This is a genomic window from Rathayibacter sp. AY1C7 (genome assembly GCF_002931865.1).
Taxonomy (GTDB): domain Bacteria; phylum Actinomycetota; class Actinomycetes; order Actinomycetales; family Microbacteriaceae; genus Rathayibacter.
This window is the reverse complement of the sequence record NZ_PSWB01000009.1, coordinates 90,408-113,031: the sequence shown is the minus strand read 5'-3', so window position 1 is coordinate 113,031 and position 22,624 is coordinate 90,408. Positions and strand designations below refer to the sequence as shown.

The window sequence follows — 22,624 nt, the reverse complement described above, 5'->3', positions numbered from 1 at the left end:
TCTTCACCCGCGTTCGCCCACCGCGGATCCGGACGCGCTGCCGTCCCAGGCGGAGAGCATGCTGAGCCGATCCGCACTGTCGCTGTCCGCGTCCGGGCAGGAGACCACCAGGACCCCCCCCGCTCACCGGCAGCTTCTCGCACGGGCGTCGGTTCGCGCTCGTGCACATCCCCTCGACCAACCACTGCACCCTCGTGATCGCCGCCGAGCCGGACGGCGCGCGCTGGTCAGCGAGTCCACGCAAGCCAGCGCTTCGGCTCGGTCCACACCCAGCCGCACCGCGGATCTTCGGATGAGCCGTGTGCTCATCTCGCGTCACTCGCCGATCGGCCGCCTGCCGTCGACCTCGAATCGCCGCTCCGACGGCTGCATCCACCCCGATGATCGGTCGCGTTGCCATTTCGCGGAGGAGGGGACGACGTGCTTCGCCGCACGATCAGTTCGGTTGAGACCGTCGTTCGAGCATCCACGGCCTCGCGGCCCTCGATGACCGCGACGAGTGTCCGAACGCTCACACGGCCGACCTCCATCAATTTCTGGCGGACCGTCGTCAGAGGGGGCCAGAAGGCCTCGGCCTCCTCGATGTCATCGAACCCCACGACGCTGACCCGGCCGGGCACGGGGATGTCCGCCTCGTGGTAGGCGAGGAGGACTCCTAGCGCCATCTGGTCGTTGGCGGCGAACACTGCGGTGACGTCATCCCGCTCTCTCAGCGTGACTCCGGCGCGGTACCCCGATCCGGTCGACCAGTCGCCGGCGAGGGTGGCCGGCGGTTCGATGCCGCGCTCACGCAGCGCCTCCCGCCAGGCGGCCTCCCGTCGCAGAGCCGCGAAGCTGTCGCTCGGTCCGCTGACGTGCCAGACCGTGTCGTGCCCGAGGTCGAGTAGATGCTGGGTGGCGAGCAGTGCGCCGTGCCTCTGGTCGGAGTCGACCACGGGATGGCTGGTCTCCCGGCTGGCGTCCAGGGAGACGACGGGAACGCCTGGCGGGAGGTGCACGTCCGGGTTGTCTCGGTAGTGGAACTGCTCGAGCACGATGATGATGCCGTCCAGGGCCTGGTCGGCGAGCACCGAGAAGGCGTTGCTCGTCTCGTCCCGGCTGGAGACGTCCACGGTGATGAGCGTGAGAGAGTACCCGGCCCGGTTGGCCTCTGCGGAGATCGCCTCGAGGGTTCGGCGGTTGCCGAACGAGGAGAGGGTCGAGAGCACCACGCCGATGTTCCGGTACCGGCCCGATCGGAGCGCGCGGGCCGCGCGATTGGGCCGGTAGCCGAGCTCGGTCATGCTCAGGAGGACCTTCTCCCGGGTGAAGGAGTCGACCTCGGGCGCCCCGTTCGCGACGCGCGAGACCGTCTGCTTCGACACCCCCGCCCGCTCGGCGACGTCGCTCTGAGACGGTCCCTTGTGCCTCGTCGCACCGGGACGGTGCGCCTCAGACATCCTGGTCGTCCGCGCGCACCGGGGCCGCGGGAGGAGGCGTCGCACGGGGATCCTTCTCGTTGCTCATGGCTCCATGCTAGAGTCCGGACCCGGATGGTCACGTGACCAAAAATCTCAACGACTGAGGAGCGACGATGGTGTCCCTGACGACAGTCCGACCGGTGAGCGCCCGCCGCGCCCGCCGCGACTGGCGGGGCTGGGGGTTCATCGGCCCGTTCATGCTCGTGTTCCTGGCGGTCCTGGTCGCGCCGGTGGTCTACGCGATCTACCTCAGCCTGTTCCGCCAGCAGCTGGTCGGCGGCAACGCGTTCGTGGGAGTGGAGAACTACGTCCTCCTCCTGCAGGACCCGCGCTTCTGGGAGTCGCTGGGCCGCGTCACGCTGTTCCTCGTCGTGCAGGTTCCGGTGATGCTGGTGCTCTCCCTCGTCGCCGCTCTCGCCATCGACAGCGCCCACCTCGTCGGCCGAGGCGCGTTCCGGATCCTGCTGTTCCTGCCCTACGCGGTTCCCGGCGTCGTGGCAGCACTGATCTGGGGCTTCCTCTACGGCAACCAGTTCGGCCTCACGGGCAGCGTCAACGATCTGCTCGGCGCGGAGATCCTGCAGCCGTTCAGCTCGGAGTGGGTGCTGGGCTCGATCGGCAACATCGTCACCTGGGAGTTCCTGGGCTACAACATGCTCATCTTCTACGCGGCACTGAAGGTCATCCCCGCCGACATCTACGAGGCGGCGGACCTCGACGGAGCGGGCGGCCTGCGAGTGGTGTGGAGCATCAAGCTGCCGGCCATCCGCAGCGCGGTCGTGATCGCCACCATCTTCTCGATCATCGGCAGCTTCCAGCTCTTCAACGAACCGAACCTCCTGAAAGTGCTGGCCCCCAACGTGATCTCCACCTACTTCACCCCGAACATGTACGCCTACAACCTCTCCTTCGCAGGCCAGCAGTACAACTACTCGGCCACGGTGGCGATCGTCATGGGGCTCCTGACCGCCGTTATCGCCTACATCGTGCAGCTGCGCGGACAGCGCTCCGAGGTGCGCTGAGATGACCGTCTCCTACGCACGCACCAGCCCCCGCGCTCGACGCCCGCGCCGCTCGATCGTGCTCGCCGTCATGATGGTCGTCTTCGTCGTGTACTCAGTGGTCCCGCTGGTCTGGCTCCTCATCAACGCGACCAAGAGCCAGAGCGATCTGCTCTCCACCTTCGGCCTCGGCTTCGGCGGCGAGTTCGCGCTCTTCCAGAACATCTACGAGACACTCACCTACCGCGACGGCGTGTTCCTGCAGTGGTTCGCCAACACCCTGCTCTACGTCGTCGTCGGAGCGGGCGGAGCGACACTCCTCGCCACGGTCGCCGGCTACGGACTCGCCAAGTTCGACTTCCCCGGGAAGCGGGGCGTCTTCGCCCTGATCCTCGGGGCGGTGGCGGTGCCCGGGACCGCCCTGGCCGTGCCGACCTTCCTGATGTTCAGCCAGGTGGGACTGACGAACACGCCCTGGGCGGTCATCCTGCCCTCGCTCGTGAGCCCCTTCGCGCTCTACCTCATCTGGAGCTTCGCCACCGAGGCCGTCCCGACCGAGCTGCTCGAGGCGGCACGCATGGACGGGTCGAGCGAGTTCCGCACTTTCTTCACCATCTCGCTGCGACTGCTCTCCCCGGGCATCGTCACGGTCGTCCTCCTCACCGTCGTCGCCACCTGGAACAACTACTTCCTGCCGCTCATCATGCTCAGCGAGCCGACCTGGTATCCGCTCACGGTCGGCCTCAGCCAGTGGAGCGCGCAGGCGACCGGCGTTGGAGCCCAGCCGATCTACAACCTCGTGATCACCGGCTCGCTGCTCACGATCGTCCCGATCGTCATCGCGTTCCTGTTCCTGCAGCGCTACTGGCAGTCGGGTCTGACCGCCGGAAGCGTCAAGCAGTGAACCTCCGCACCTCCTTCCTCCCCTCCCTTCCCGTACAACGAAGTCACTCGAAAGGAACTCCCATGACTCACTCCACCAGCAGGCGGCGTCTCGGCCGCTTCGGCACCCTGGCGGGCGCCGCGCTCACCCTCGGCCTGGTGCTCTCCGGCTGCTCCGCCGCCGGCGGCGCGACGAACTCGGACGCCGATGCGGCCGACCTGGACGCGGCCCTCGAAGAGGGCGGCGCCCTGACCTACTGGACATGGACTCCGTCCGCCGAGGCGCAGGTCGCCGCGTTCGAGAAGGCCTACCCGAACGTCGATGTGAACGTCGTGAACGTCGGCACCGGCACGACCGAGTACACGCAGCTGCAGAACGCGATCACCGCCGGCTCCGGCGCGCCCGACGTCGCCCAGGTCGAGTACTTCGCCATCCCGCAGTTCGCGCTGGCCGACTCCTTCGTCGACCTGACTCCGTACGGCCTCGCCGACCTCGAGGATCTGTACAGTACCGGTCCCTGGAGCTCGGTCAGCATCGGCGGCGGCCTGTACGGCCTGCCGCAGGACTCCGGCCCCATGGCCATGTTCTACAACCAGGCCGTCTTCGACCAGTACGGCATCGAGGTCCCCACTACCTGGGACGAGTACTACGCCGCCGCACAGAAGCTGCACACAGCGAACCCCGACGCCTACATCGCCGGCGACACAAGCGACCCCGGCTTCGCGACGAGCATGATCTGGCAGGCCGGCGGCCGCCCGTTCGAGGTCGCGGACGACGGCACGACGATCTCCGTCGACCTCGAGGACGAGGGCTCTCAGGCCTTCGCCGCGAACTGGTCCCGCCTGACCGAGGGCGAGCTCTTGCCGGACATCCCGAGCTGGAGCGACGAGTGGTACCGCGCACTCGGCGACGGCACCATCGCCACGCTCCTCAGCGGGGCCTGGATGCCCGGCGTGCTGGAGTCCTCCGTGCCCGAGGCCGCGGGCGACTGGCGCGCCGCAGCCCTGCCCACCGCCGACGGCGGCAGCACGGGCGGCAACTCGGAGAACGGCGGCGGCGGACAGGTCGTGCTCGAGCAGAGCGAGAACAAGGCTCTGGCCGCTGCGTTCGTGCGGTGGCTGAACTCGGACGACGAGAGCATCGACATCTTCCTCCAGTCCGGCGGCTTCCCCGCGACCGTCGCCGACCTCGAGTCGGACGAGTTCCTGGCGCAGACCCCCGAGTACTTCGGCGGGCAGGCGATCAACGAGATCCTCGTCGAAGCGTCCCGCACCGTCAGCACGGGCTGGCAGTACCTGCCCTTCCAGGTCTACGCCAACAGCGTCTTCCCGGACACCGTCGGTCAGTCCTTCGTCAACCACGAGGACATCGGCAGCGGACTGATGGACTGGCAGGACCAGCTCGTCGAGTACGGCGACCAGCAGGGCTTCTCCGTCAACAAGTGATACGGAGTCGCTGAGCGATACGAGAGCGCGGCGCGGGGCCTCCCCGCGCCGCGCTCTCCTGCGCGGTCGAGGGCGCGATCGACTGTCCCGCGACAGCCGCCGCGCTCCGCGGGACCGGAGAGGATCGGCGCGGAGCGATCAGGGCCGGTACAGGACGGCCGCTGTGCCGCGGACTCCCGGCCGCACCTGGAACAGCGCTCCGGCGAGAGGGTGCGCGGCGGCATCGGCGGGAGAGTAGTCCTCGCGGGACGTCGTGATGAACAGGGTGTCCAGATCGGGTCCGCCGAAGGTCACGCTGGAGACCTGCGGGGCGTCGACGTGGACGACACCGATCAGCTCGCCGGAGGGGTCGTAGCGATGCACTGCCGAAGCACCCCACATCGCTACCCACAGCGCCCCCTCGTCGTCGATCGTCATGCCGTCCGGGCTCCCTGGCCGCGACGACAGATCGAGCGATCCGTCACGACGGAGGGCGGACCCCTCCGTGAGATACCGGTCGATGCGGTGGGTCGGGGTGTCGATGTAATGCATCGTGCCGCCGTCTGGGGACCAGGCCAGACCGTTGGAGATCGTGACCTCGGGGACCGCCTCCGTGACGACGCCCTGGTCGAGGGCGTAGAGGGAGCCGGCGCCCGAGCGCTTGTCCATCGCCATCGTGCCGAACCAGAACCGGCCGGCCGGATCGACCTTCCCGTCGTTCATGCGCCGGTGCACGCCGTCGCGCGGAAGGACGTCGACGACGGGGGAGACGGTGCCCTCTGGGGAGAGGGACCACAGGCCGTCCGCAGCCGCGACGAGCCAGCCGCCGCGCACGTCTCCGACGACGGCGCCCACGGGACCGTCGAAGGCGATCGGGGGGCGGAGCAGGAAGCTCGTACCCTCCGGGGTCGCGGAGCGGACGAGTCCCGCGTACTGGTCGACCCATATCAGCGTGTCGCCGCGCGGGTCCCAGAGCGGGCCCTCGGCGTGATGCGACACGGGCGGGATGCACACCGCGGCCTCCCAGTAGGCGGGGACGGCGGAGCTCATGCGCCGCCTCCCGGCGTCGCCGCGACCGCGTCGTCCGGGTGCTCCACGGGCTCCTCCAGGCGGCCCCGGGTCTGATCGACGAGCGCACGGGTGAGGCCGACCGCTGCTCCGGCGTCGCGTGCGGTGAGCGCGTCGGCGAGCCGGACGTGGATGGCCAGGGCCCGCTCGCCCTCCTCGTCGAACACCGGCACGCTGCCGGAGTAGCGCAGCCGGAGGGCGGCGAGGACGGTGTCGGAGAGCTGCGCGAGGACGGAGCTCGAGGCCGCGACGACGATCGCCGAGTGGAAGTCGAGGTCGGCCCGCGTGAACGCGGCGACGCGCCGGTCGCGGTAGGTCGCGGTCATCTCCTCGGCGGCCCGGACGATCGCGGTCAGCTGCTCCTCCGTGCCTTGGACCGCGGCGAGCTCCGCCGCCGCCGGCTCGATGATGGTGCGCAGCTGCATGAGCTCGCGGAGCTGGATCTGCGCGTCGTCCGTGTGCGACCGCCAGGCGATGACCCGCGGATCCAGGAGCTGCCAGTGCTCGCGGCCGAGGACGGTGATCCCCACCCGCTGGCGGGCGACTATCATCCCGAGCGTCTCGAGGATGCGCAGAGCCTCTCGGATCACCGACCGCGAGACGCCGTGCTCGCGAGTGAGCGTCTCGATGTTCAGCACCGTGCCCGTCGGCGGATCTCCACCGACGATGGCGGTGCCGATGGTGTCGACGAGGGAGCGTTGATGAGTCATGAGACGGGTGGGACCACTCCCTCGTAGGCGCGCTGCGGGAGCTGCGTGGCGAGCTTTCCGCCGCTCACGTCGATGAGCGTGCCCGTGATGTAGTCGGCGGCGTCGCTCGCGAGGAACACGAGCAGATCGGCGATGCTGTCGGCGGTGCCCCAGCGGCGGAGGGTCAGCGTGTCGAGCAGCCGGTCCTGAGCCGCCTGGGGCATCGTCTCGAAACCGTTCATGGCGCTCGGGATCATACCGGGAGCGTAGGCGTTGACCGTGACGCCCCACGGCCCCAGCTCGCCGGCGAGCACCCGGCTGAACTGCACGACGGCCGCCTTCGATGCGCCGTAGGCGGCCGCGCCCACCGAGGGGACGATCGCCGCGAACGAGGCCGCGTTGAGGATGCGTCCATGACCGGAGGCCTTCACATGCGGAAGCACCGCCTGCGACATCAGGAACACGCCGCCGACGTTCACGTCGAAGCAGCGGCGCCAGGCGGCCAGATCGAGATCCTCCACCCGGCCCTCGACGTTGATGCCCGCGTTGTTGACCAGGACATCGATACCGCCGAACTCCTCGGCGACGCGAGCGACGCCGCTCGCCACGGAGTCGGGCTCGGTCACGTCGCCCTCGATCTGGAGGACGCCCTCGGGCGCGCCCTCCGGGAAGGCGACGTCGAACGCCGCCACCTTCGCACCCTCGAGGGCGAACCGCTCAGCGAGCGCCCGCCCGATGCCCCGGCCGCCACCCGTCACCAGGACGACCCGATCCGTGAGATCCATCAGCATGTCCTACCCCCGTCGTTCTGAAAAGTCTGCTTATTATAGATCTCATGGACGCGGAGATGCGAGTCGCCTGGGTGACAGGAGCCGGAAGCGGAGTGGGGCGCGCCTGCGCGACGGCCCTGGGGGAGCGGGGGTGGACCGTCGCCCTCTCGGGGCGCAGGGCGCCCGAGCTGTCCGAGACGGCGGGACTCGTCCGCACCGCAGGCGGCACCGCCCTCGAGCTGCCGTTCGACGTCGCCACGGACGACGCCCGTGAGCGCGTCGAGGCGATCGCCGCCGCGACCGGCACCGACCGCCTGGACGCCGTCATTCTCTCCGCCGGTGCCAACACCCCGCGGCGGGCGTGGGCGGACCAGTCGATGGCGGAGTTCGCGAGCGTCGTGCAGACCAACCTCCTCGGCGTCGTCCGCAGTGCCGACGCCGCACTTCCGGGACTGCGCGCCGCATCCGGCGTGATCGTCGTGGTCTCCTCGATCGCGGGCTGGCGCCCCTCGCCCGGCGCCGGAGTCGCCTACAGCGCCGGGAAGACGGCGCTCGCGCCGGTCGTCCGCACCCTCAACGACCAGGAGGCGGACTCGGGCGTCCGCGCGACACTCCTCTGCCCCGGGGACATCGACAGCGACTTCCTGCGCCAGCGGCCCGAGGTCCCCGGCGCGGCGGCCCGATCGGTGATGCTCGCGCCCGCCGATATCGCCCGCTCGGCGATGTTCGTGGTCGACGCACCCCGCCACGTGCGGATCGACGAGCTCGTCATCTCCCCGCTCTCCCAGCGCTCCGCCTGATCGCGCTCGACCCGCGCTCGACCCGACCCGACCCCACACGACCCGCGGTCGCCGTCTTCACGGCGCCCGGACACCGACGAGAGGCTCCCATGAACCACCGATGGCTCCGCACCGGCGAGGAGCGCACCCCGCGCATCTCCTTCGGCGCCGACTACAACCCGGATCAGTGGCCGCGCGAGATCTGGGCCGAGGACGTCCGGCTGATGCAGGAGGCCGGGGTCGACGTCGTCTCCGTCGCCATCTTCTCCTGGGCGAAGATCCAGCCCGCCCCCGACCAGTGGGACTTCGCCTGGCTCGACGAGGTCCTCGACCTGCTGCACGCCGGAGGCATCGGAGTCGATCTGGCGACGGCGACCGCCTCCCCGCCGCCCTGGCTCACGCTGGCCCACCCGGAGATCCTCCCCGTCACCGCCGACGGCAGGATCCTCTCGCCCGGGGGCCGGCAGCACTGGCGTCCCGCCTCGGCGGTCTTCCGAGCGCACGCCCTCGAGCTCGTCGAGCGCATCGCCGAGCGCTACCGGGACCACCCCGCGATCGTCGCCTGGCATGTCAGCAACGAGCTCGGCTGCCACAACGCCTGGGACCACTCCGAGGACGCCACGCGGGCGTTCCGCACCTGGCTCGAGCACCGCTACACCGGCATCGACGGCCTCAACGCGGCGTGGGGGACAGCGTTCTGGTCGCAGCGCTACAGCTCGTTCGAGGAGGTGCTCACTCCGCGTCTGGTGGCGGCCCTGCCGAACCCGACCCAGCGCCTGGACTTCCTCCGTTTCTCCTCCGACGCCCTGAAGGAGTACCTCGTCGCCGAGCGCGAGGTGCTGCGGCGGATCACCCCCGACATCCCGGTCACGACCAACTTCATGATCATGGAGGGCAAGAACCACGCCGCCTACGACGACTGGGCGCGGGAGGTCGACTTCGTCTCCAACGACCACTACCGCTTCGCCGGGGAGCAGTCCTTCGACGAGCTGGCCTTCTCAGCGGCGCTGACCTCAGGCGTCGCGCAGGGATCGCCCTGGTTCCTGATGGAGCACTCGACCAGCGCGGTGAACTGGCAGCCGGTCAACCAGCCCAAGCAGCCGGGGGAGATGGCGCGCGACGCCCTCACCCACGTCGCCTACGGCGCCGACGCCGTCTGCTACTTCCAGTGGCGGCAGTCCGTCGCCGGAGCGGAGAAGTTCCACTCCGCGATGCTGCCCCACGCCGGCGAGGACAGCCAGCTGTTCCGCGACGTCGTCCAGCTGGGGGAGCGGCTGCGCCGGCTGGACGATGTGGCGGGGAGCCGGCGCGAGGCGGCCCCGGTCGCCGTCCTGTTCGACTGGGACTCCTGGTGGGCGAGCGAGCTGGAATCGCACCCCAGCACGCTGCTGCGCTACCGACGCGAGGCGCTGGACTGGTGGCGCGCGCTCGCCGACGCGGGCGTCCGCGCGGACGTGATCACCCCGGGCACCGACCTGACCCCGTACGACGTCGTCGTCGCTCCGATGCTCTACCTCGTCTCCGGGCGGACAGGTCGCGAGCTGACCGGCTACGTCGAGGGCGGCGGGAACCTGATCACCACGTACTTCTCGGGGATCGCCGACGAGAACGACCACGTCGTCGCCAGCGGCTACCCGGGTGCTCTGCGCGACCTCCTCGGCATCCGAGTGGAGGAGTTCCACCCGCTCCTCGAGGAGGAGCACGTCCTGCTGGAGAGTGACCTGCGCGGATCCCTGTGGACCGAGGGGATCCAGCTCCGCAGTCCTGAGACGCGGGTGGTCCGCCGCTACGCGACAGGACCGCACGCGGGCGAGCCGGCGGTGACGCGGCGCGCGGCCGGAGCGGGCAGCGCCTCCTACGTCTCGACCCGTCTCCGAGGGGGTGACCTCCTCGATGTCGTCGCCGAACTTCTCGAGGCCGCCGGAGTGGCCTCCGAGCTCCCGTCGGAGATGGTCGGCGCCGTCTTCCACTCGCGGCGGACGATCGACGGCAGCGGGTTCGATTTCTACATCAACCGCACCGACCGCCGAGTCGCGCTTCCCTCTGATGAGCCGGACCTTTTCGAGCAGCGGGCTGTTCCTCCGAGGGGAGTCGCAGTGGTTCGTCGGATCGGCAGCCCACTCCGCTGACAGCGAGCCGGGCGGCGCTGCTGCTCGAAGCGCTGATCCGCTCGATCGTGCAGCGCGCGGGGGCCGTGCCGCATCGCGACCGGTCGCCGGGAGTCGGCGCGTCCTGATCGGAGGCGGGCTCACCGGTCCGGTCGTGCCGACACCCCCCCCGACGCGAGGAAGGGCCGCCCCGAGGGACGGCCCTTCCCGCGACTCCGTCGGCCCGCGCTCCTCCAGAGGAGCCGGGCCGACGAGTGCTCAGTGCTGGCGGATCTTGTCGATCAGCTTCCCGCCGAGGTCCTTGACCTTGTCGGTGATGGGGGTGCTCGACTTCGGGCGCTCGGTGACGGTGAACGGCAGGGTGATCGCCTTGCCGGTCTGGTCGCCGGTCACCGTGACGCTGTAGTCGCCGGGCGTGGTGGGCGCCTTCGCCGTGACGGTGAGGCCGCCGCCGGCGAGGTCGCGGGTCGCGGTGCGGTCCGTGAAGAGGGGCGCGGAGCCGATCAGCTGCGTGTCCCCGTTGAAGCCCTTCGCGGTGAGGGTGACGTCGGCTCCGGGGGTGAACGACGAGCCGGAGAGCTCGGCGGTGGCTCCGAAGCTCATCGAGCGGATGTCGCGGTCCACTCCGAGCGCGTTCGTGATGGTGAAGAACGTGTCGGTCTGGTCGGTGAGCCCGGCGACGTTCGCCGCGCCCGGCCCGTAGGCGGCGATGCGCAGCTGCGTTCCGGTGTGCTGCTGCGATCCGCCCTCGGCGGCCGTGCCGTACGACACCTTCATGGTGCTGCCGTCGGCGGTCTTCAGCGCGGTGCTGAGCGAGGCCGGCGGGGTCGAGTCGACGATCTGGCTGGAGTGGGCGTGGTCGGCGGTGACGATGACGAGGGTGTTCCCGTCCGCCTCGGCGAACGCGAGCGCGGCCTGGACGGCCTCGTCGAGGTCGACGGTCTCGCCGATCTGGCCGCACGCGTTCGCGGCGTGGTCCTGCTTGTCGATGCTCGCGCCCTCGACCTGGAGGAAGAAGCCCTTGTCGCCCGTGTCGAGGAGGTCGATCGCCTTCTCGGTCATGGAGCGGAGCGTCGGCTGCTCGGCCGGACGGTCGGGGTTCGCGACGCAGGTCTGCGGGGCGGCGTCCGCTCCGCCGACCGTCGCGGGGGTGGGCGCGTAGCGGACGGGCAGGTTGCCGGAGTTGAACAGTCCGAGCACGGGCGCGTCCTGGTCGGCGACGGTCAGCGCGTCGAGCTGCGCGGCGGTGGCGGGAGTCGTGGCGTCCCCGAGCACCTGGAAGCCGCGCTCCGCGGCCTGCTGGAACAGCGGCTCGCCGCTCCAGTCGCCGGCGCGGGCGACCTGCGCGAAGCTGGCCGACCCTCCGCCGAGGGTCAGGTCGGCGCGGGTGTCGAGGATCTGCTCGCTGATCGAGCCGAGTCCGCCGTTCTCCAGCGCGTCGTCGCCGCAGCTCGCGCTGTCGGGTCCGTAGCAGCTGCGGGCGTCGACGTGGGCGGCCTGCACGGCCGGGGTGGCGTCCTGGATCTCGGCGGTGGTGACGTTGCCGGTCTTCAGGCCGTTCGCCTTCGCGATCTCGAGGAGGGTGTCCTTGCGCTGCTGGTCGATGTCGACCGAGATGGCGTTGTCGTAGGTCTTGGTGCCGGTGGCCCAGGCGCTGCCGGTGGCGGCGGAGTCGGGCACGTAGTCCGGGGCGCCCTTGACGGCACCCGCCGCCGGGTCGTCCGCGCGGTAGAGCGAGTAGGTCGTGTACTGGCCGGTGATCGGCAGGGCGTCGATCCCGGGGAAGCGGCCGGCCGCTCCGTACTGGTAGTTGCGAGCGACGGTGATCTCCGAATCGCCCATGCCGTCCCCGATGAGGAGGATGACGTTCTTCGCGTCCTGCTCCTTCACCGCTGCGCGCAGCGAGTCGGAGAGGTCGGCGTCGACCGGGGAGATGCGGGCGGCTCCGCCGGTGGCGGAGAGGTCGGCGGCACCGACAGCAGTGGCGGCGCCGGGTGCGGCCAGGGCGGCGGCGCAGACCAGAGCAGCGGCCGAGAGGGCCAGAGCGGAGCGTCCGCGGTTCGCGGAGCGGAACAGTCGTGTCACGTCGTGGACTCCTTGAGAGGTGAGACCCCGGAAAGGGGCACGCTCATCTCACTCCTCATCGCCGCATCGGTGGGTGAACGGTGATGCATAGCTGAGTGAACTTTCCGACGAGGGCTCTCGGCCCCGGCGGCCCGCCGGAGCGTCCTGCCGACCGGCGTCCTGCCGACCGGCGCTCACCGGGAGCGTCGGTCGGCAGGGGCGCGGTCGCCGGAGCCTTTCGGGTCAGCGCTGGACGAGCGGGACGGCGATGTCCGTGACGTCCGCGCCGATGGCGCCGAGCGGAGTCGCCGTGCCGTTCAGCAGTCCGATCTCGTAGAGCGACCCGTTGACGGCGGCGAGGCCGACCGAGCCGATGGAGCTGCCGTTGCGGAGGACGGAGTAGATGTCGAAGCCGGTCGCACCCGCTGCGTCGAGGCCGAGCTTCCCGGTCGGCGCCAGGGTGCCGGCGTTGGCCGGGGACTGGATGGCGATCTGGTCGAGGGCCGTGTCGAGGACGAACAGGGTGGTCGCGCTGTTCGCGTCGAGGTCGTTGTTCGTGTACGCGGCCCCGGCGACACCGGTGGCCACGGCGGGCGCGGCGTAGCTGAGCGTGCCGTCGGCGACCGTCGCGGCGCCCGCGGTGGCGAACGGCTGACGGAGGTTCTGGCCCGTGTCGCTGACCACGCGCAGCGCGTTGGCGGCGGGGTTGAAGTCGACGCCGAAGGAGGTGCCGCTCAGCGCCACGGTGAGACGGGTCACCTGAGTGGCCACGCCGGTGGACGGGTTGATGGAGTAGACGCCGGCGCTCGCCGCGTTGTCGCCGACGCCGTAGAGGGCGCCGTCCTGGACCCGGTAGTCGATGCCGATGAGCGCGGTGTCGCCGCCGGTGAGGCCGGTGACGGCGACGCCGTTCGTGACCTTGCCGGGCTTCGTCGGGTTGAACTGCACGAGCTTCGTGCCGCCGTCGGAGAGTCCGACGACCCGCAGCTTCGCCGCCACGGAGCGGACCGCGTTGATCAGGTTCCTGTCCGACGCGCTGCTGGAGTCGCTGGTCGCCGCGGCGGGAGCGACGCTGCTCGCACCGGCGAGCACGGGTGCCACCGCCATCACGCCCGCGACGGCGACAGCTGCGATACCGACTCTGATGTTCCTGGTCATCGTGCACTCCTCGAGACTTGCGGTCGCCGGAGATCGGCGGCTCGGAGGGGGATACCGTCCGGAGCGCGCGAGCGTTCATCCGATCCGGAGATCCGTGCCCCGTCACTCCAGAGAGCCGTCGGCGAACCGGCGGAGCGCGGCCGCGTAGCGGTCCGGGTCCCGGTGGTCGCTGTCGGTCAGGAGCAGCACCGAGCCGGAGACGGCGCGCGTGTACTCGCCGCGGCAGGGGAGGGTGACCACCGTCGTCAGTCCGGCCTCCCAGGCGGGGACGAGGGAGCCGAGGCAGCGCCGCTCGGGGGCGGCGTCCAGAGGGACGTCCCGTGCGTCCATCCGGGCGGACCGCAGCTCGTCGTGCCAGGCGCGGAAAGGCGCTCCGAGGGAGTCGTCGCCGAAGCGCTCCCGCCAGCCGGGGCCGCGCGCGAGGTCGAGGAGGCGTGCGCGCTCGGGGGATCCGTCGGCGGTGCTGGAGAGCTGCCGGAGGAGCGGGCCGGTCTCGACCGCCAGATGCTCGACGCAGTCGTGCCACAGCTGAGGCCAGGCGCGCTGCTCGTCGGCGCCGGGCTCCGCCGACCCGACCCGTTCCGGGGACCGCTCGAGCGGCGGCGGCCCGTCGCCCGCCGGGGTGAGGCCCCGCGCCTCGCGGATCCAGAGGAGCTCGAGCAGCGCTGAGGGGTTGTCCTCGACCGTGATGACCATCTCCGACGGCCAGGGGTCGCCGGGAAGGGGACGGGATGCGCGCATGGGAGGGGCTCCTTCCGAGGGGATGAGGTCGGATCGTGCCGGAGAAGGCTCCAGGGAGGCTGGACTCGCGTCGGCCGACGCGCCACTCCTCCGGGCTCCCAGCGGCGTCGCCGGTGATCCTCCTCGCCGGCGGTCGAGGACGGCGCCGAGCGCCCCCCGAATGTCGGTGCCCCCGACCTACACTCGGACGCGTTCGAACACACGTTCGATACCACGAGGAGGGAGTCGACCATGAGCGTGACCGTCGTGGAACGCATCGCGACTCCGGCCTCGGACGCCGTCGCCGTCACCTTCCTCGTCACCAGCGAGGCGGTGGCGGCGGGGTTCCCGTCGCCGGCGCAGGACTACTTCGACGGGTCCCTCGACCTCAACGACCACCTGATCCGCGACAGGACGTCGACGTTCATCGTCCGAGTCTCGGGCGAGAGCATGGTCGGCGCGGGCATAAGCGACGGCGACGAGCTCGTGGTCGACCGGTCGATCACGCCGACGCACGGGAGCGTGGTCATCGCGATCCTCGACGGCGAGCTGACCGTGAAGCGCCTCGAGCTGCACCCCGGGGGAGTGGTGCTGCGGGCCGAGAACCCGGAGTACCCGCCGATCCACGTCGCCGAGCTGAGCGACCTCCAGGTGTGGGGCGTCGTCACCGTCTGCCTCCACCGGCTGCACCGTGCGCTCTGAGCGGCGCATCGCCCTGGTCGACGTGAACTCGTTCTACGTCTCCTGCGAGCGGTTGTTCGATCCGAGGCTCGCGGGCCGGCCGGTCGTCGTCCTCTCGAACAACGACGGCTGCGTGGTCGCCCGCTCCGACGAGGTGAAGCAGCTCGGCATCGAGAACGGCACCCCCTGGTTCCAGATCGAGCCGCTCATCCGCTCCGGTCGCCTCCCGGAAGTGATCGCCCGATCGAGCAACTACGAGCTGTACGGCGAGCTGTCCGCGCGCGTCATGGAGCTGCTGGGCCGCTACTCCGCCTGGCAGGAGGTGTACTCGATCGACGAGTCCTTCCTCGGCGTCGACGGCGACGTGGCGGAGCGGGCGAAGGTCGGCCGGGCGATGCGGGCGGCGGTCGCGAAGAACGTCGGGCTTCCCGTCTGCGTCGGCTTCGGGCCGAGCAAGACGCTCGCGAAGTTCGTCAACAAGGGCGGAGCGAAGAAGCACCCGCGCCTGGGGGGCGTCTGCGACACGGACTGGTACACGCCCGAGCAGCTCGACGCGCTCATGGCCTCGCAGCACGTCACCGAGCTGTGGGGAGTCGCCGGCCGCACCGGGAAGCGCCTCGCGGAGCTGTCCATCCACACCGTCCGCGACCTCCGCGACGCGGACCCCGCGCTGATCCGCAAGAAGTTCTCGGTCGTCCTGCAGCGCTCCGTCTACGAGCTGCGCGGCGTCGACTGCATCCCGCTCGAGGCCGCCCGCACCGTCCGCGACCAGCTGATCTTCTCCCGGTCGTTCGCCACTCCCGTGACGACGATCAGCGACATGGAGCAGGTGCTCTCCGTCTACGCGCAGCGCGCCGCCCACCGCCTCCGCGCGCAGGAGTCGGTCACCAGGACGATGAGCGTGTTCGCGTCGACATCGCCGTTCGCGGACGCGCCGTACGAGTCCGCCGGCGGCCTGGCCGGCTTCCCCGTCCCCACGGACGACCCGGTGGCGATGGTGAGGGCCGCGATCGGCACCCTGCGCCCGCGGCTGCGGGAGGGCGCGCGCTACGTGCGGGCCGGCGTCATCCTCACGAACCTGTCGCCGCGGAACTCCCATGCGCTGCTCGAGATCTTCGACACCGCCTTCGACACGAAGGGCCTCGGCGCCACCATCGACGCGGTGACGAAGCGCCACGGGCGGTCCGCGGTCGGCCTCGGGCTGGCGGGCATCCGCACGGGGCCGGTGTGGACGATGAAGCGCGACGCCCTCTCGCTCCGGGCGACGACGCACTGGGGCGAGCTGGCGACGGCGCACGCGCGGTGAGCCCGCCGCCGGGGAGATCGGGTCATCCGACGCGTAGGCGCCCGGGGCTCTCTCGGGCAGGCTCGTCGCCATCGACGAGTGTCGGTGCGGGGACGGCGGGAGGACCCATGGCCGAGAGCTGGCAGGACGCGTCGGTGCGGGGCGTCGCGATGATCGAGAACGAGCTGGTCGTGCGCGACTTCCTCGAGGTGTGGAGCGCTCGCGACAGCCGCCAGCTCATCCCGTTCCTGCATCCGGAGGTCGTCTACAGCGCGTCGAGCTCGCAGGAGATCGCGGGGCGGGCACGGGTCCTCGAGATGTGCGACGAGGTCCACCGGGCGTTCACCGAGATCCGGATCGCCCTCGTCACGATCGCCGTCGCCGGCAGCGTCGTCCTCACCGAGCACGCCCTGCACCTCCGCTCGGACCCGGGGGAGGGCCACTGGCTCCGCTGCTTCGGGAGCTACGAGCTCCGCGGCGAGCAGATCGTCACCTGGCGGCAGCTCCATGGGTGAGGGCCGCGCGTGACGGCGTTGACCGGCCCCGCGCGACTCAGGCTCGCCCTGGTGCTGCTGGCGATCGCCTCGGGCGCGACCGACGCGTTCGCGTTCCTCCTGCTCGGCGGCATCTTCACCGCGAACATGACGGGCAACCTGGTGCTGCTGGGGCTGTACCCCCGCTCCGCCTGGCTGACGACCGCGGCCGGAGCGGTCACGGCGATCGTCTTCTTCGCCGGAGCGGTCTACGCCGGGTTCCGCACGACCCGGGCGCGCACGCCGTCGACCGGCGACGGGAGACGTCCGCTCCGCTCGATCGCGCTCGTGGGGGTCGTCCTGCAGCTCGCCGTCGCGGTCGCCTGGCCGACGGTGCAGGGCGGCACGTCGCTGCTCGTGGACTGCGCGTTCATCGCGACCAGCGCGGCGGCGCTCGGGCTGCAGACCGTGCTCGCGAAGCGGATCTCCGGCGCCGCCGGCCTGACGACCACTTTCGTCACGGGCACGCTCACGAGCCTGATGCAGGAGCTCGCCGAGCGCTCGTCCGGGTCGAGGACCGTCCAGGCGCTCATCGTCGCGAGCCTCGCGGGCGGGGCGGTCGTCGGAGCGGCGACCGTGACGCTCGCCCCGGCCTGGGCTCCGACGCCGGCCCTCGTGCTCTCAGCGCTCGCCGTCGTGCTGCTCTTCGCGCACCGCGCGCGAGCCGTGCCCGCGGGAGCGGAGCCCGGGGCCCCGCGTCCCGCGTGACCGGAATCAGGCGTCGAGCGCCCACTTCGGCCGGACCCAGTGGCAGGTGTAGCCGCCGGGGTGCTTGCGCAGGTAGTCCTGGTGCTCCTCCTCGGCGTCCCAGAACTCGCCGGCGGGCTCGACCTCGGTGACGACCGGTCCGGGCCAGCGGCCCGACGCGTCGATCTCGGTGATCGTCTGACGCGCGACCCTCTCCTGCTCAGGCGAGAGGAAGAGGATCACGGAGCGGTAGGCCGTGCCGATGTCGTTGCCCTGACGGTTCTTCGTCGTCGGGTCGTGCACCTGGAAGAAGAACTCGAGCAGGTCGCGGTAGGAGAGCTGCTCGGGATCGAACTCGATCTCGACCGCCTCCGCGTGGTCGCCGTGGTGGCGGTAGGTCGCGTTCGGCGTGCTGCCGCCGGCGTACCCGGCGCGGGTGCTGAAGACGCCCGGCATGTCGCGGATGAGCTCCTGGAGCCCCCAGAAGCATCCGCCCGCGAGGATCGCGCGCTCCTCGGCCATCAGACGCCTGCCTTCGTGTCGTGCGCGGACTCGCGCGGAGAGATCATCATGCGGGCAAGTCCATCACGACCGGGGACGTCGCGGCGAGCGTCGGACGACTCTCCGAGCAGACCGTCGGCGGGGGAGCCGAGCGTGTCCCGCCCGAGCGCACCGTCACTGCGATCGGTACGCCGCCGGAGATGCACCGGTGGGAACGAGTCATCTGACCGGGTCGCTCCGGGTGCCCCCGTTCCTACGCTCGTCGGTACAACCGAGGAGAGAGCGGAGCGGACCATGGAGCAGCCGAACGTCGAGACGCGCAGTGCACGGCGGGTGATCGAGACCCTGATCGCCAACGGCGTGAAGTACGTCTTCGGGATCCCGGGAGCGAAGATCGATGCGGTCTTCGACGTCCTCGCCGACGAGGGGCCGGAGCTGATCGTCTGCCGGCACGAGCAGAACGCCGCCTTCATGGCCGCCGCGGTGGGGCGGCTCACGGGCAGCCCGGGCGTCGTCCTGGTGACCTCCGGCCCCGGCACGACCAACCTCGCCACCGGCCTGCTCACGGCCAACACGGAGCAGGACCCGGTCGTCGCGCTCGCCGGGGCCGTGCAGCTCTCCGACCGCCTCAAGCGCACGCACCAGTCGATGGACGCGGCCGCCTTCCTCACCACCGTGACGAAGTACACGGTCGAGTCGACGGATCCGGACGACGTCTCGGAGGCGGTCAGCAACGCCTTCCGCGCCGCCGTCACCGAGCCCCGAGGCGCCGCGGCGGTCGTCCTCTCGGCCAGCGTGATGGCCGCGCCGACCTCGCAGATCATCACCCGGGCGGCCACGGGGCCGACGAGTGGTCCGGCGCGCGCCGAGGACCTCACCCACGCCGCCGACCTGATCAACACCGCGGAGCGGCCCGTCCTCCTCGTGGGCCTCCGCGCGTCGGAGCCGGAGACCGTCGCGGCCCTGCGGGCCCTGATCAGCGAGACGGAGCTGCCGGTGATCGAGACGTTCCAGGCGGCCGGCCTCGTCTCCCGCGAGCTCGAGGACCACTACCTGGGCCGCGTCGGCCTGTTCAAGAACCAGCCCGCCGACCTCGCCCTCGCCGAGTCCGACCTCGTCGTCGCGATCGGGTACGACGCCGTCGAGTACGACCCGGTGATCTGGAACAGCGACGTCGACCGCCGGATCGTCCACATCGACTCCGTCGACGCCCCGCTGGACAACCACTACCTGCCGGCGCTGGAGCTGAAGGGCGATCTCGCGCAGACGGTCGCGGCCCTCACGCCCCTCGTCTCCGGCCTGCAGCTCGACGAGGACGCGGCCGACCGGGTCGCCCGGCACCGGAGCGAGCTGGAGCGGATCGACGACGCGGCGCGCACGGCCGAGGCGGCTCCCGGGACCGTCGATCCCGCCCGCCTCGTGCTCCTGATGCGCGACCTGCTCTCGGACGACGCCACCGTGGCCTGCGACATCGGCTCGAACTACATCTTCATGGCCCGGCACTTCCGCGTGTACGAGCCCAAGCACCTGCTCTTCTCGAACGGGCAGCAGACCCTCGGCGTCTCCTTCCCGTGGGGCATGGCGGCGAGCCTCCTGCGCCCCGGGACCCCGGTGGTCTCCGTCTCGGGTGACGGAGGGTTCCTGTTCTCCGCGACGGAGATCGAGACGGCGACGCGGCTCGGCCTCTCGTTCACGCACGTGATCATGCGGGACGACACCTACGACATGGTCGGCTTCCAGCAGCTGCTGAAGTACGGCCGCAAGTCCGGGGTCCAGCTCGGCGACTACGACATCGAGAAGTTCGCCGCGGCGTTCGGCGCCACGGGCAGGCGGGTGAGCGGCCTCGCCGAGTTCGAGGAGGCCTTCCGCGCCTCCCTCGCCGAGCCGGGCGTCTCGATCATCGACGTCGCGGTGGACTACAGCCGCAACGTCGACATCGCCGCCCACCTGGTCGAGGACGCCTTCGAATGAGCACGCACACGGTCGACTCGACCGACGACTACGCGATCTACCAGAGCTCGACCATGGCCGCCCTGCTGGCCGGGGTCTACGACGGGGACCTGACGATCGGCGAGCTGCTCACCCACGGCGACCTCGGGCTGGGCACCTTCAACCACCTGGACGGCGAGATGGTGATCGTCGACGGCGTCTGCTACCACCTGCGCAGCGACGGCTCCGTCCAGGTCGCGGACGGCGACGACCGGACGCCCTTCGCCGCCGTGCTGCCCTTCCACGCGACCACGACGTTCACGGTGGAGGAGCCGACCGGTCTCGCCGGCCTCACCCGGCTGATCGACGACGCGGTCGACGGCGGGAACATCCCCGTCGCCCTGCGGATCGACGGCCGGTTCACCGAGGTCCGAACCCGGACCGTGGGCGCGCAGACCGAGCCGTACCCGCCCCTGATCGAGGCGACCGCCCACCAGAGCGTCACCGGCATCGCCGACACCCGCGGCACGATCGCGGGGTTCCGCACTCCGCAGTTCGAGCAGGCCGTGTCGGTCCCCGGGTACCACCTGCACTACGTCGACGACGCCCGCGAGAAGGGCGGGCACGTCCTTGACGTGACCGTGGCCGAGGTGACGGTCTCGCTCACGACCGTCGCCGGACTGCACCTCGCGCTTCCGGAGACGGACCAGTTCCGCCGGGCGGACCTGGCGATGAAGGACATCGCGGCGCAGGAGGCGCGAGCGGAGGGGTGAGGCGGGCGGGACCTCCGGGGAGACGGGCCGGCCGCGACCCGTCTCCCCGGAGGCCGGTCAGGGCGCGAGCTCCTCGCGGACGATCGCTGCTCCCGCGCTCAGCGCGCTGAGCTTCCCCCAGGCGAGGTCGCGGGGCAGCGGCGCCATGCCGCAGTTCGTGCTGGGGAGGAGCAGGTCCGCGTCGACGAACCGGAGGGCGCGGCGCAGGGTGTCGGCGACCTCCTCGGGCGTCTCGACGGTCCCGCTCGCCACGTCGATCGCTCCGAGCATGACCTTCTTGCCGCGGACGAGCTCGATCAGCTCCATCGGCACGTGGGAATGGTGGCTCTCCAGCGAGACGATGTCGAGCGAGGACTGCTGGAGGAGCGGCAACGACTCCTCGTACTGCCGCCACTCCGACCCGAGGGTCGCCTTCCAGTCGGTGTTCGCCTTGATCCCGTAGCCGTAGCAGATGTGCACCGCGGTCTCGATGCGGAGTCCCTCCGCCGCCCTCTCCAGCGCGGCCACACCCCAGTCGTGCACCTCGTCGAAGAAGACGGTGAAGGCGGGCTCGTCGAACTGGACGATGTCGACTCCGGCGTCCTGGAGGGCCCGCGCCTCCTCGTTGAGGATGGTCGCGAACTCCCACGCCAGCTTCTCGCGGCTCCCGTAGTGCCGGTCGGAGAGGGTGTCGATCATCGTCATCGGGCCGGGCAGCGCCCACTTGATGGGCTGATCGGTCTGCTCGCGCAGGAACCGGGCGTCGTCGGCGAACACGGGCCTCTCGAGCCCTACGGCGCCGACGACGGTCGGCACGCTCGCGTCGTACCGGTCGCGGATGCGCACCGTCTCGCGCCGCTCGAAGTCGACGCCCGTGAGGTGCTCGATGAACGTCGTGACGAAGTGCTGCCGGGTCTGCTCCCCGTCACTGACGATGTCCAGGCCCCGGTGGTGCTGCTCGTGGACGGCGGCGCGCAGGGCGTCCTGCTTGCCCTCGGCCAGGGCGTCGCCGGTCAGCCGCCACGGGGACCACAGGGTCTCCGGCTGCGCGAGCCACGACGGCTTCGGCAGGCTGCCGGCGATCGAGGTGGGCAGGAGCGGGAGGGACGTCGAGGATCCGCGGGCGCTCATCGGACCGCTTCCGCGTACTCGGCGGCCCACTGCCGCAGCCGCTCCCCGTGCGGCTTCATGAGGTGCTCCTCCGCGAACCGCCCCTGCTCGACCGCGAGCCGACCGCGCTCCTCGCGGTCGTAGGAGACCGCGGGCCGCACGTAGTCCTGCTGCTCCAGGTCCGGCCGGTAGACGTCGGCGGCGGCCGAGCGCGCGCCGTAGATCTCGGGCCGGTAGATCCTCTGGAACGTCTCCATCGTGCTGATCGTGGCGATGAGCTGGAGGTCCGAGTAGTCCTCCAGCAGGTCGCCGCCGCAGTAGAACGCGAGCGGCGCCGTGCTGCCGGGCGGCATGAAGAAGCGGACCCCGAGGCCCATCTCCGAGAAGTACCGGTCGGTCAGCGAGAGCTCGTCCTGCCGGTACTCGACGCCGAGGATCGGATGGAGGGTCCCGGTGCGCCGGTACGTCCTGCTCGTCGAGACGCTGATGCAGATGACGGGCGGCGTCGACGAGAGCTCCGCGTACTGCGCGGAGTCCCGGAAGTGCTGGAAGAGCGCGCCGTGCAGGACGCCGAAGTCGTCGGGGACGGTGAAGCCGGCCTGCGCGGCGTTGACCGCCGGCAGCCGCACGCTGAAGTCGTGGTCGCGGAGGTAGGAGGAGAAGTTGTTCCCCAGTGTCCCCGGCTGACATCGGCCGGTGCGGCGGTCGAGGATCCGGGTGCGCAGGACCTCCAGCAGGGGGAACTCCCGGTCCTCGCCGTCCGTGGTGAGCCGCAGCCCGACGGAGACGATGTCGAGCCCGACCGTGTAGCGGCCGCGGCTCGGATCGTCGCCCGGCACGAGATCGTTCAACCGGTCGTCGATCATCCGCAGCGCGGTCCGGAGGTTCTCCCGGCGGTGCTCGCCGCGGGCCAGATTCGCGAAGTTGGTGGTGATCCGGGAGCTCCGGGCCGGCGAGTAGTCCTCGTCGAAGGGGGTGAGGGTGATGCTGAAGGCGGGTTCGTTCGTCATGATCGGCCGATC

General features: G+C 70.9%; 21 protein-coding genes. 11 read left to right on the top strand and 10 right to left on the bottom strand.

The genetic code is table 11. The features are described from left to right. Window positions 1-305 precede the first annotated feature (305 nt). Entirely contained in the window at window positions 306-1,439 is a 1,134-nt protein-coding gene (locus tag C5C69_RS07020) for a LacI family DNA-binding transcriptional regulator (RefSeq protein ID WP_104257625.1), read from the bottom strand. A 134-nt stretch (window positions 1,440-1,573) separates the two neighbouring features. On the opposite strand from C5C69_RS07020, the gene C5C69_RS07015 reads away from it, so the two are divergent. The 3 genes from C5C69_RS07015 (at window position 1,574) to C5C69_RS07005 (ending at window position 4,789) form a co-directional block, all read left to right on the top strand. After that, window positions 1,574-2,482 (top strand): carbohydrate ABC transporter permease, encoded by a 909-nt coding sequence (locus C5C69_RS07015; RefSeq protein ID WP_104233997.1) that lies wholly within the window; start codon window positions 1,574-1,576, stop codon window positions 2,480-2,482. A 1-nt stretch (window position 2,483) separates the two neighbouring features. Beyond that, on the top strand, window positions 2,484-3,365 hold the full coding sequence (locus C5C69_RS07010; protein ID WP_104233996.1) for a carbohydrate ABC transporter permease: 882 nt from the start codon (window positions 2,484-2,486) through the stop codon (window positions 3,363-3,365). Window positions 3,366-3,427: 62 nt separating this feature from the next. After that, a complete protein-coding gene (locus tag C5C69_RS07005; RefSeq protein ID WP_104233995.1) occupies window positions 3,428-4,789 on the top strand; it encodes an ABC transporter substrate-binding protein in 1,362 nt (453 codons plus the stop codon). A 138-nt stretch (window positions 4,790-4,927) separates the two neighbouring features. Here C5C69_RS07005 and C5C69_RS07000 read toward each other — a convergent pair whose 3' ends face one another. The 3 genes from C5C69_RS07000 to C5C69_RS06990 are packed head-to-tail and all read right to left on the bottom strand — an operon-like array spanning window position 4,928 to window position 7,310. Continuing rightward, window positions 4,928-5,818 (bottom strand): SMP-30/gluconolactonase/LRE family protein, encoded by an 891-nt coding sequence (locus C5C69_RS07000; protein WP_104238876.1) that lies wholly within the window; start codon window positions 5,816-5,818, stop codon window positions 4,928-4,930. Next, a complete protein-coding gene (locus tag C5C69_RS06995) occupies window positions 5,815-6,546 on the bottom strand; it encodes a FadR/GntR family transcriptional regulator (RefSeq protein WP_104223306.1) in 732 nt (243 codons plus the stop codon). Before C5C69_RS06995 ends, C5C69_RS07000 begins: the two co-directional genes overlap by 4 nt. Beyond that, window positions 6,543-7,310 carry an SDR family NAD(P)-dependent oxidoreductase gene (locus tag C5C69_RS06990; protein WP_308470860.1) on the bottom strand — a complete coding sequence of 256 codons (768 nt, stop codon included), beginning with the start codon at window positions 7,308-7,310 and terminating at the stop codon, window positions 6,543-6,545. Before C5C69_RS06990 ends, C5C69_RS06995 begins: the two co-directional genes overlap by 4 nt. Window positions 7,311-7,360: 50 nt before the next feature. Here C5C69_RS06990 and C5C69_RS06985 point away from each other — a divergent pair, with 50 nt between their 5' ends. Together C5C69_RS06985 and C5C69_RS06980 are read left to right on the top strand one after the other, a co-directional pair. Continuing rightward, window positions 7,361-8,095, top strand: a complete 735-nt coding sequence (locus tag C5C69_RS06985; RefSeq protein ID WP_104257624.1) for an SDR family oxidoreductase — start codon at window positions 7,361-7,363, stop codon at window positions 8,093-8,095. An 89-nt stretch (window positions 8,096-8,184) separates the two neighbouring features. Then, window positions 8,185-10,203, top strand: coding sequence for a beta-galactosidase (locus C5C69_RS06980; protein WP_104257623.1), 2,019 nt, complete (start codon window positions 8,185-8,187; stop codon window positions 10,201-10,203). 237 nt (window positions 10,204-10,440) lie between these two features. Here C5C69_RS06980 and phoA read toward each other — a convergent pair whose 3' ends face one another. From phoA to C5C69_RS06965, 3 genes are all read right to left on the bottom strand, one after another. After that, the gene (gene phoA / locus C5C69_RS06975; protein ID WP_308558100.1) at window positions 10,441-12,267 is read right to left on the bottom strand and encodes an alkaline phosphatase; all 1,827 of its coding nucleotides are present in this window, start codon (window positions 12,265-12,267) and stop codon (window positions 10,441-10,443) included. A gap of 222 nt (window positions 12,268-12,489) precedes the next feature. Further along, entirely contained in the window at window positions 12,490-13,404 is a 915-nt protein-coding gene (locus C5C69_RS06970; protein ID WP_219812351.1) for a DUF4394 domain-containing protein, read from the bottom strand. 102 nt (window positions 13,405-13,506) lie between these two features. Further along, window positions 13,507-14,145 carry a hypothetical protein gene (locus tag C5C69_RS06965; protein ID WP_104257622.1) on the bottom strand — a complete coding sequence of 213 codons (639 nt, stop codon included), beginning with the start codon at window positions 14,143-14,145 and terminating at the stop codon, window positions 13,507-13,509. Between the two features lie 231 nt (window positions 14,146-14,376). On the opposite strand from C5C69_RS06965, the gene C5C69_RS06960 reads away from it, so the two are divergent. The 4 genes from C5C69_RS06960 (at window position 14,377) to C5C69_RS06945 (ending at window position 17,331) form a co-directional block, all read left to right on the top strand. Continuing rightward, on the top strand, window positions 14,377-14,826 hold the full coding sequence (locus tag C5C69_RS06960) for a LexA family transcriptional regulator (RefSeq protein WP_104233991.1): 450 nt from the start codon (window positions 14,377-14,379) through the stop codon (window positions 14,824-14,826). Beyond that, the gene (locus tag C5C69_RS06955; RefSeq protein WP_104257621.1) at window positions 14,816-16,111 is read left to right on the top strand and encodes a Y-family DNA polymerase; all 1,296 of its coding nucleotides are present in this window, start codon (window positions 14,816-14,818) and stop codon (window positions 16,109-16,111) included. Before C5C69_RS06960 ends, C5C69_RS06955 begins: the two co-directional genes overlap by 11 nt. A gap of 107 nt (window positions 16,112-16,218) precedes the next feature. Continuing rightward, on the top strand, window positions 16,219-16,605 hold the full coding sequence (locus C5C69_RS06950) for a nuclear transport factor 2 family protein (RefSeq protein WP_104257620.1): 387 nt from the start codon (window positions 16,219-16,221) through the stop codon (window positions 16,603-16,605). Window positions 16,606-16,614: 9 nt separating this feature from the next. Next, window positions 16,615-17,331, top strand: a complete 717-nt coding sequence (locus tag C5C69_RS06945; protein ID WP_104257619.1) for a YoaK family protein — start codon at window positions 16,615-16,617, stop codon at window positions 17,329-17,331. Window positions 17,332-17,337: 6 nt separating this feature from the next. Here the strand turns inward: C5C69_RS06945 and msrA are convergent, their stop codons facing one another. After that, complete coding sequence (gene msrA, locus C5C69_RS06940; protein WP_104226547.1) at window positions 17,338-17,832, bottom strand: peptide-methionine (S)-S-oxide reductase MsrA; 495 nt, start codon at window positions 17,830-17,832, stop codon at window positions 17,338-17,340. Window positions 17,833-18,105: 273 nt separating this feature from the next. On the opposite strand from msrA, the gene alsS reads away from it, so the two are divergent. Continuing rightward, window positions 18,106-19,782: an acetolactate synthase AlsS gene (alsS, locus tag C5C69_RS06935; RefSeq protein ID WP_104257618.1), complete on the top strand. Its 1,677-nt coding sequence runs from the start codon at window positions 18,106-18,108 to the stop codon at window positions 19,780-19,782. Next, on the top strand, window positions 19,779-20,513 hold the full coding sequence (gene budA / locus C5C69_RS06930; RefSeq protein WP_104226545.1) for an acetolactate decarboxylase: 735 nt from the start codon (window positions 19,779-19,781) through the stop codon (window positions 20,511-20,513). Before alsS ends, budA begins: the two co-directional genes overlap by 4 nt. A gap of 57 nt (window positions 20,514-20,570) precedes the next feature. On the opposite strand, the gene C5C69_RS06925 is transcribed toward budA, so the two are convergent. Further along, window positions 20,571-21,623: a methionine synthase gene (locus C5C69_RS06925; protein ID WP_104226544.1), complete on the bottom strand. Its 1,053-nt coding sequence runs from the start codon at window positions 21,621-21,623 to the stop codon at window positions 20,571-20,573. Continuing rightward, the gene (locus tag C5C69_RS06920; RefSeq protein WP_104257617.1) at window positions 21,620-22,612 is read right to left on the bottom strand and encodes a putative oxygenase MesX; all 993 of its coding nucleotides are present in this window, start codon (window positions 22,610-22,612) and stop codon (window positions 21,620-21,622) included. The genes C5C69_RS06925 and C5C69_RS06920 overlap by 4 nt, the downstream gene beginning before the upstream one ends. Between the last annotated feature and the right edge of the window lie 12 nt (window positions 22,613-22,624).

Excerpts from the sequence above, each read along its gene's own strand:
- C5C69_RS07020 (WP_104257625.1), bottom strand. The coding sequence starts at position 1,439 with ATGTCTGAGGCGCACCGTCCCGGTGCGACGAGGCACAAGGGACCGTCT.
- C5C69_RS07015 (WP_104233997.1), top strand. The coding sequence starts at position 1,574 with ATGGTGTCCCTGACGACAGTCCGACCGGTGAGCGCCCGCCGCGCCCGC.
- C5C69_RS07010 (WP_104233996.1), top strand. The coding sequence starts at position 2,484 with ATGACCGTCTCCTACGCACGCACCAGCCCCCGCGCTCGACGCCCGCGC.
- C5C69_RS07005 (WP_104233995.1), top strand. The coding sequence starts at position 3,428 with ATGACTCACTCCACCAGCAGGCGGCGTCTCGGCCGCTTCGGCACCCTG.
- C5C69_RS07000 (WP_104238876.1), bottom strand. The coding sequence starts at position 5,818 with ATGAGCTCCGCCGTCCCCGCCTACTGGGAGGCCGCGGTGTGCATCCCG.
- C5C69_RS06995 (WP_104223306.1), bottom strand. The coding sequence starts at position 6,546 with ATGACTCATCAACGCTCCCTCGTCGACACCATCGGCACCGCCATCGTC.
- C5C69_RS06990 (WP_308470860.1), bottom strand. The coding sequence starts at position 7,310 with ATGGATCTCACGGATCGGGTCGTCCTGGTGACGGGTGGCGGCCGGGGC.
- C5C69_RS06985 (WP_104257624.1), top strand. The coding sequence starts at position 7,361 with ATGGACGCGGAGATGCGAGTCGCCTGGGTGACAGGAGCCGGAAGCGGA.
- C5C69_RS06980 (WP_104257623.1), top strand. The coding sequence starts at position 8,185 with ATGAACCACCGATGGCTCCGCACCGGCGAGGAGCGCACCCCGCGCATC.
- C5C69_RS06970 (WP_219812351.1), bottom strand. The coding sequence starts at position 13,404 with ATGACCAGGAACATCAGAGTCGGTATCGCAGCTGTCGCCGTCGCGGGC.
- C5C69_RS06965 (WP_104257622.1), bottom strand. The coding sequence starts at position 14,145 with ATGCGCGCATCCCGTCCCCTTCCCGGCGACCCCTGGCCGTCGGAGATG.
- C5C69_RS06960 (WP_104233991.1), top strand. The coding sequence starts at position 14,377 with ATGAGCGTGACCGTCGTGGAACGCATCGCGACTCCGGCCTCGGACGCC.
- C5C69_RS06950 (WP_104257620.1), top strand. The coding sequence starts at position 16,219 with ATGGCCGAGAGCTGGCAGGACGCGTCGGTGCGGGGCGTCGCGATGATC.
- msrA (WP_104226547.1), bottom strand. The coding sequence starts at position 17,832 with ATGGCCGAGGAGCGCGCGATCCTCGCGGGCGGATGCTTCTGGGGGCTC.
- alsS (WP_104257618.1), top strand. The coding sequence starts at position 18,106 with ATGGAGCAGCCGAACGTCGAGACGCGCAGTGCACGGCGGGTGATCGAG.
- budA (WP_104226545.1), top strand. The coding sequence starts at position 19,779 with ATGAGCACGCACACGGTCGACTCGACCGACGACTACGCGATCTACCAG.
- C5C69_RS06925 (WP_104226544.1), bottom strand. The coding sequence starts at position 21,623 with ATGAGCGCCCGCGGATCCTCGACGTCCCTCCCGCTCCTGCCCACCTCG.
- C5C69_RS06920 (WP_104257617.1), bottom strand. The coding sequence starts at position 22,612 with ATGACGAACGAACCCGCCTTCAGCATCACCCTCACCCCCTTCGACGAG.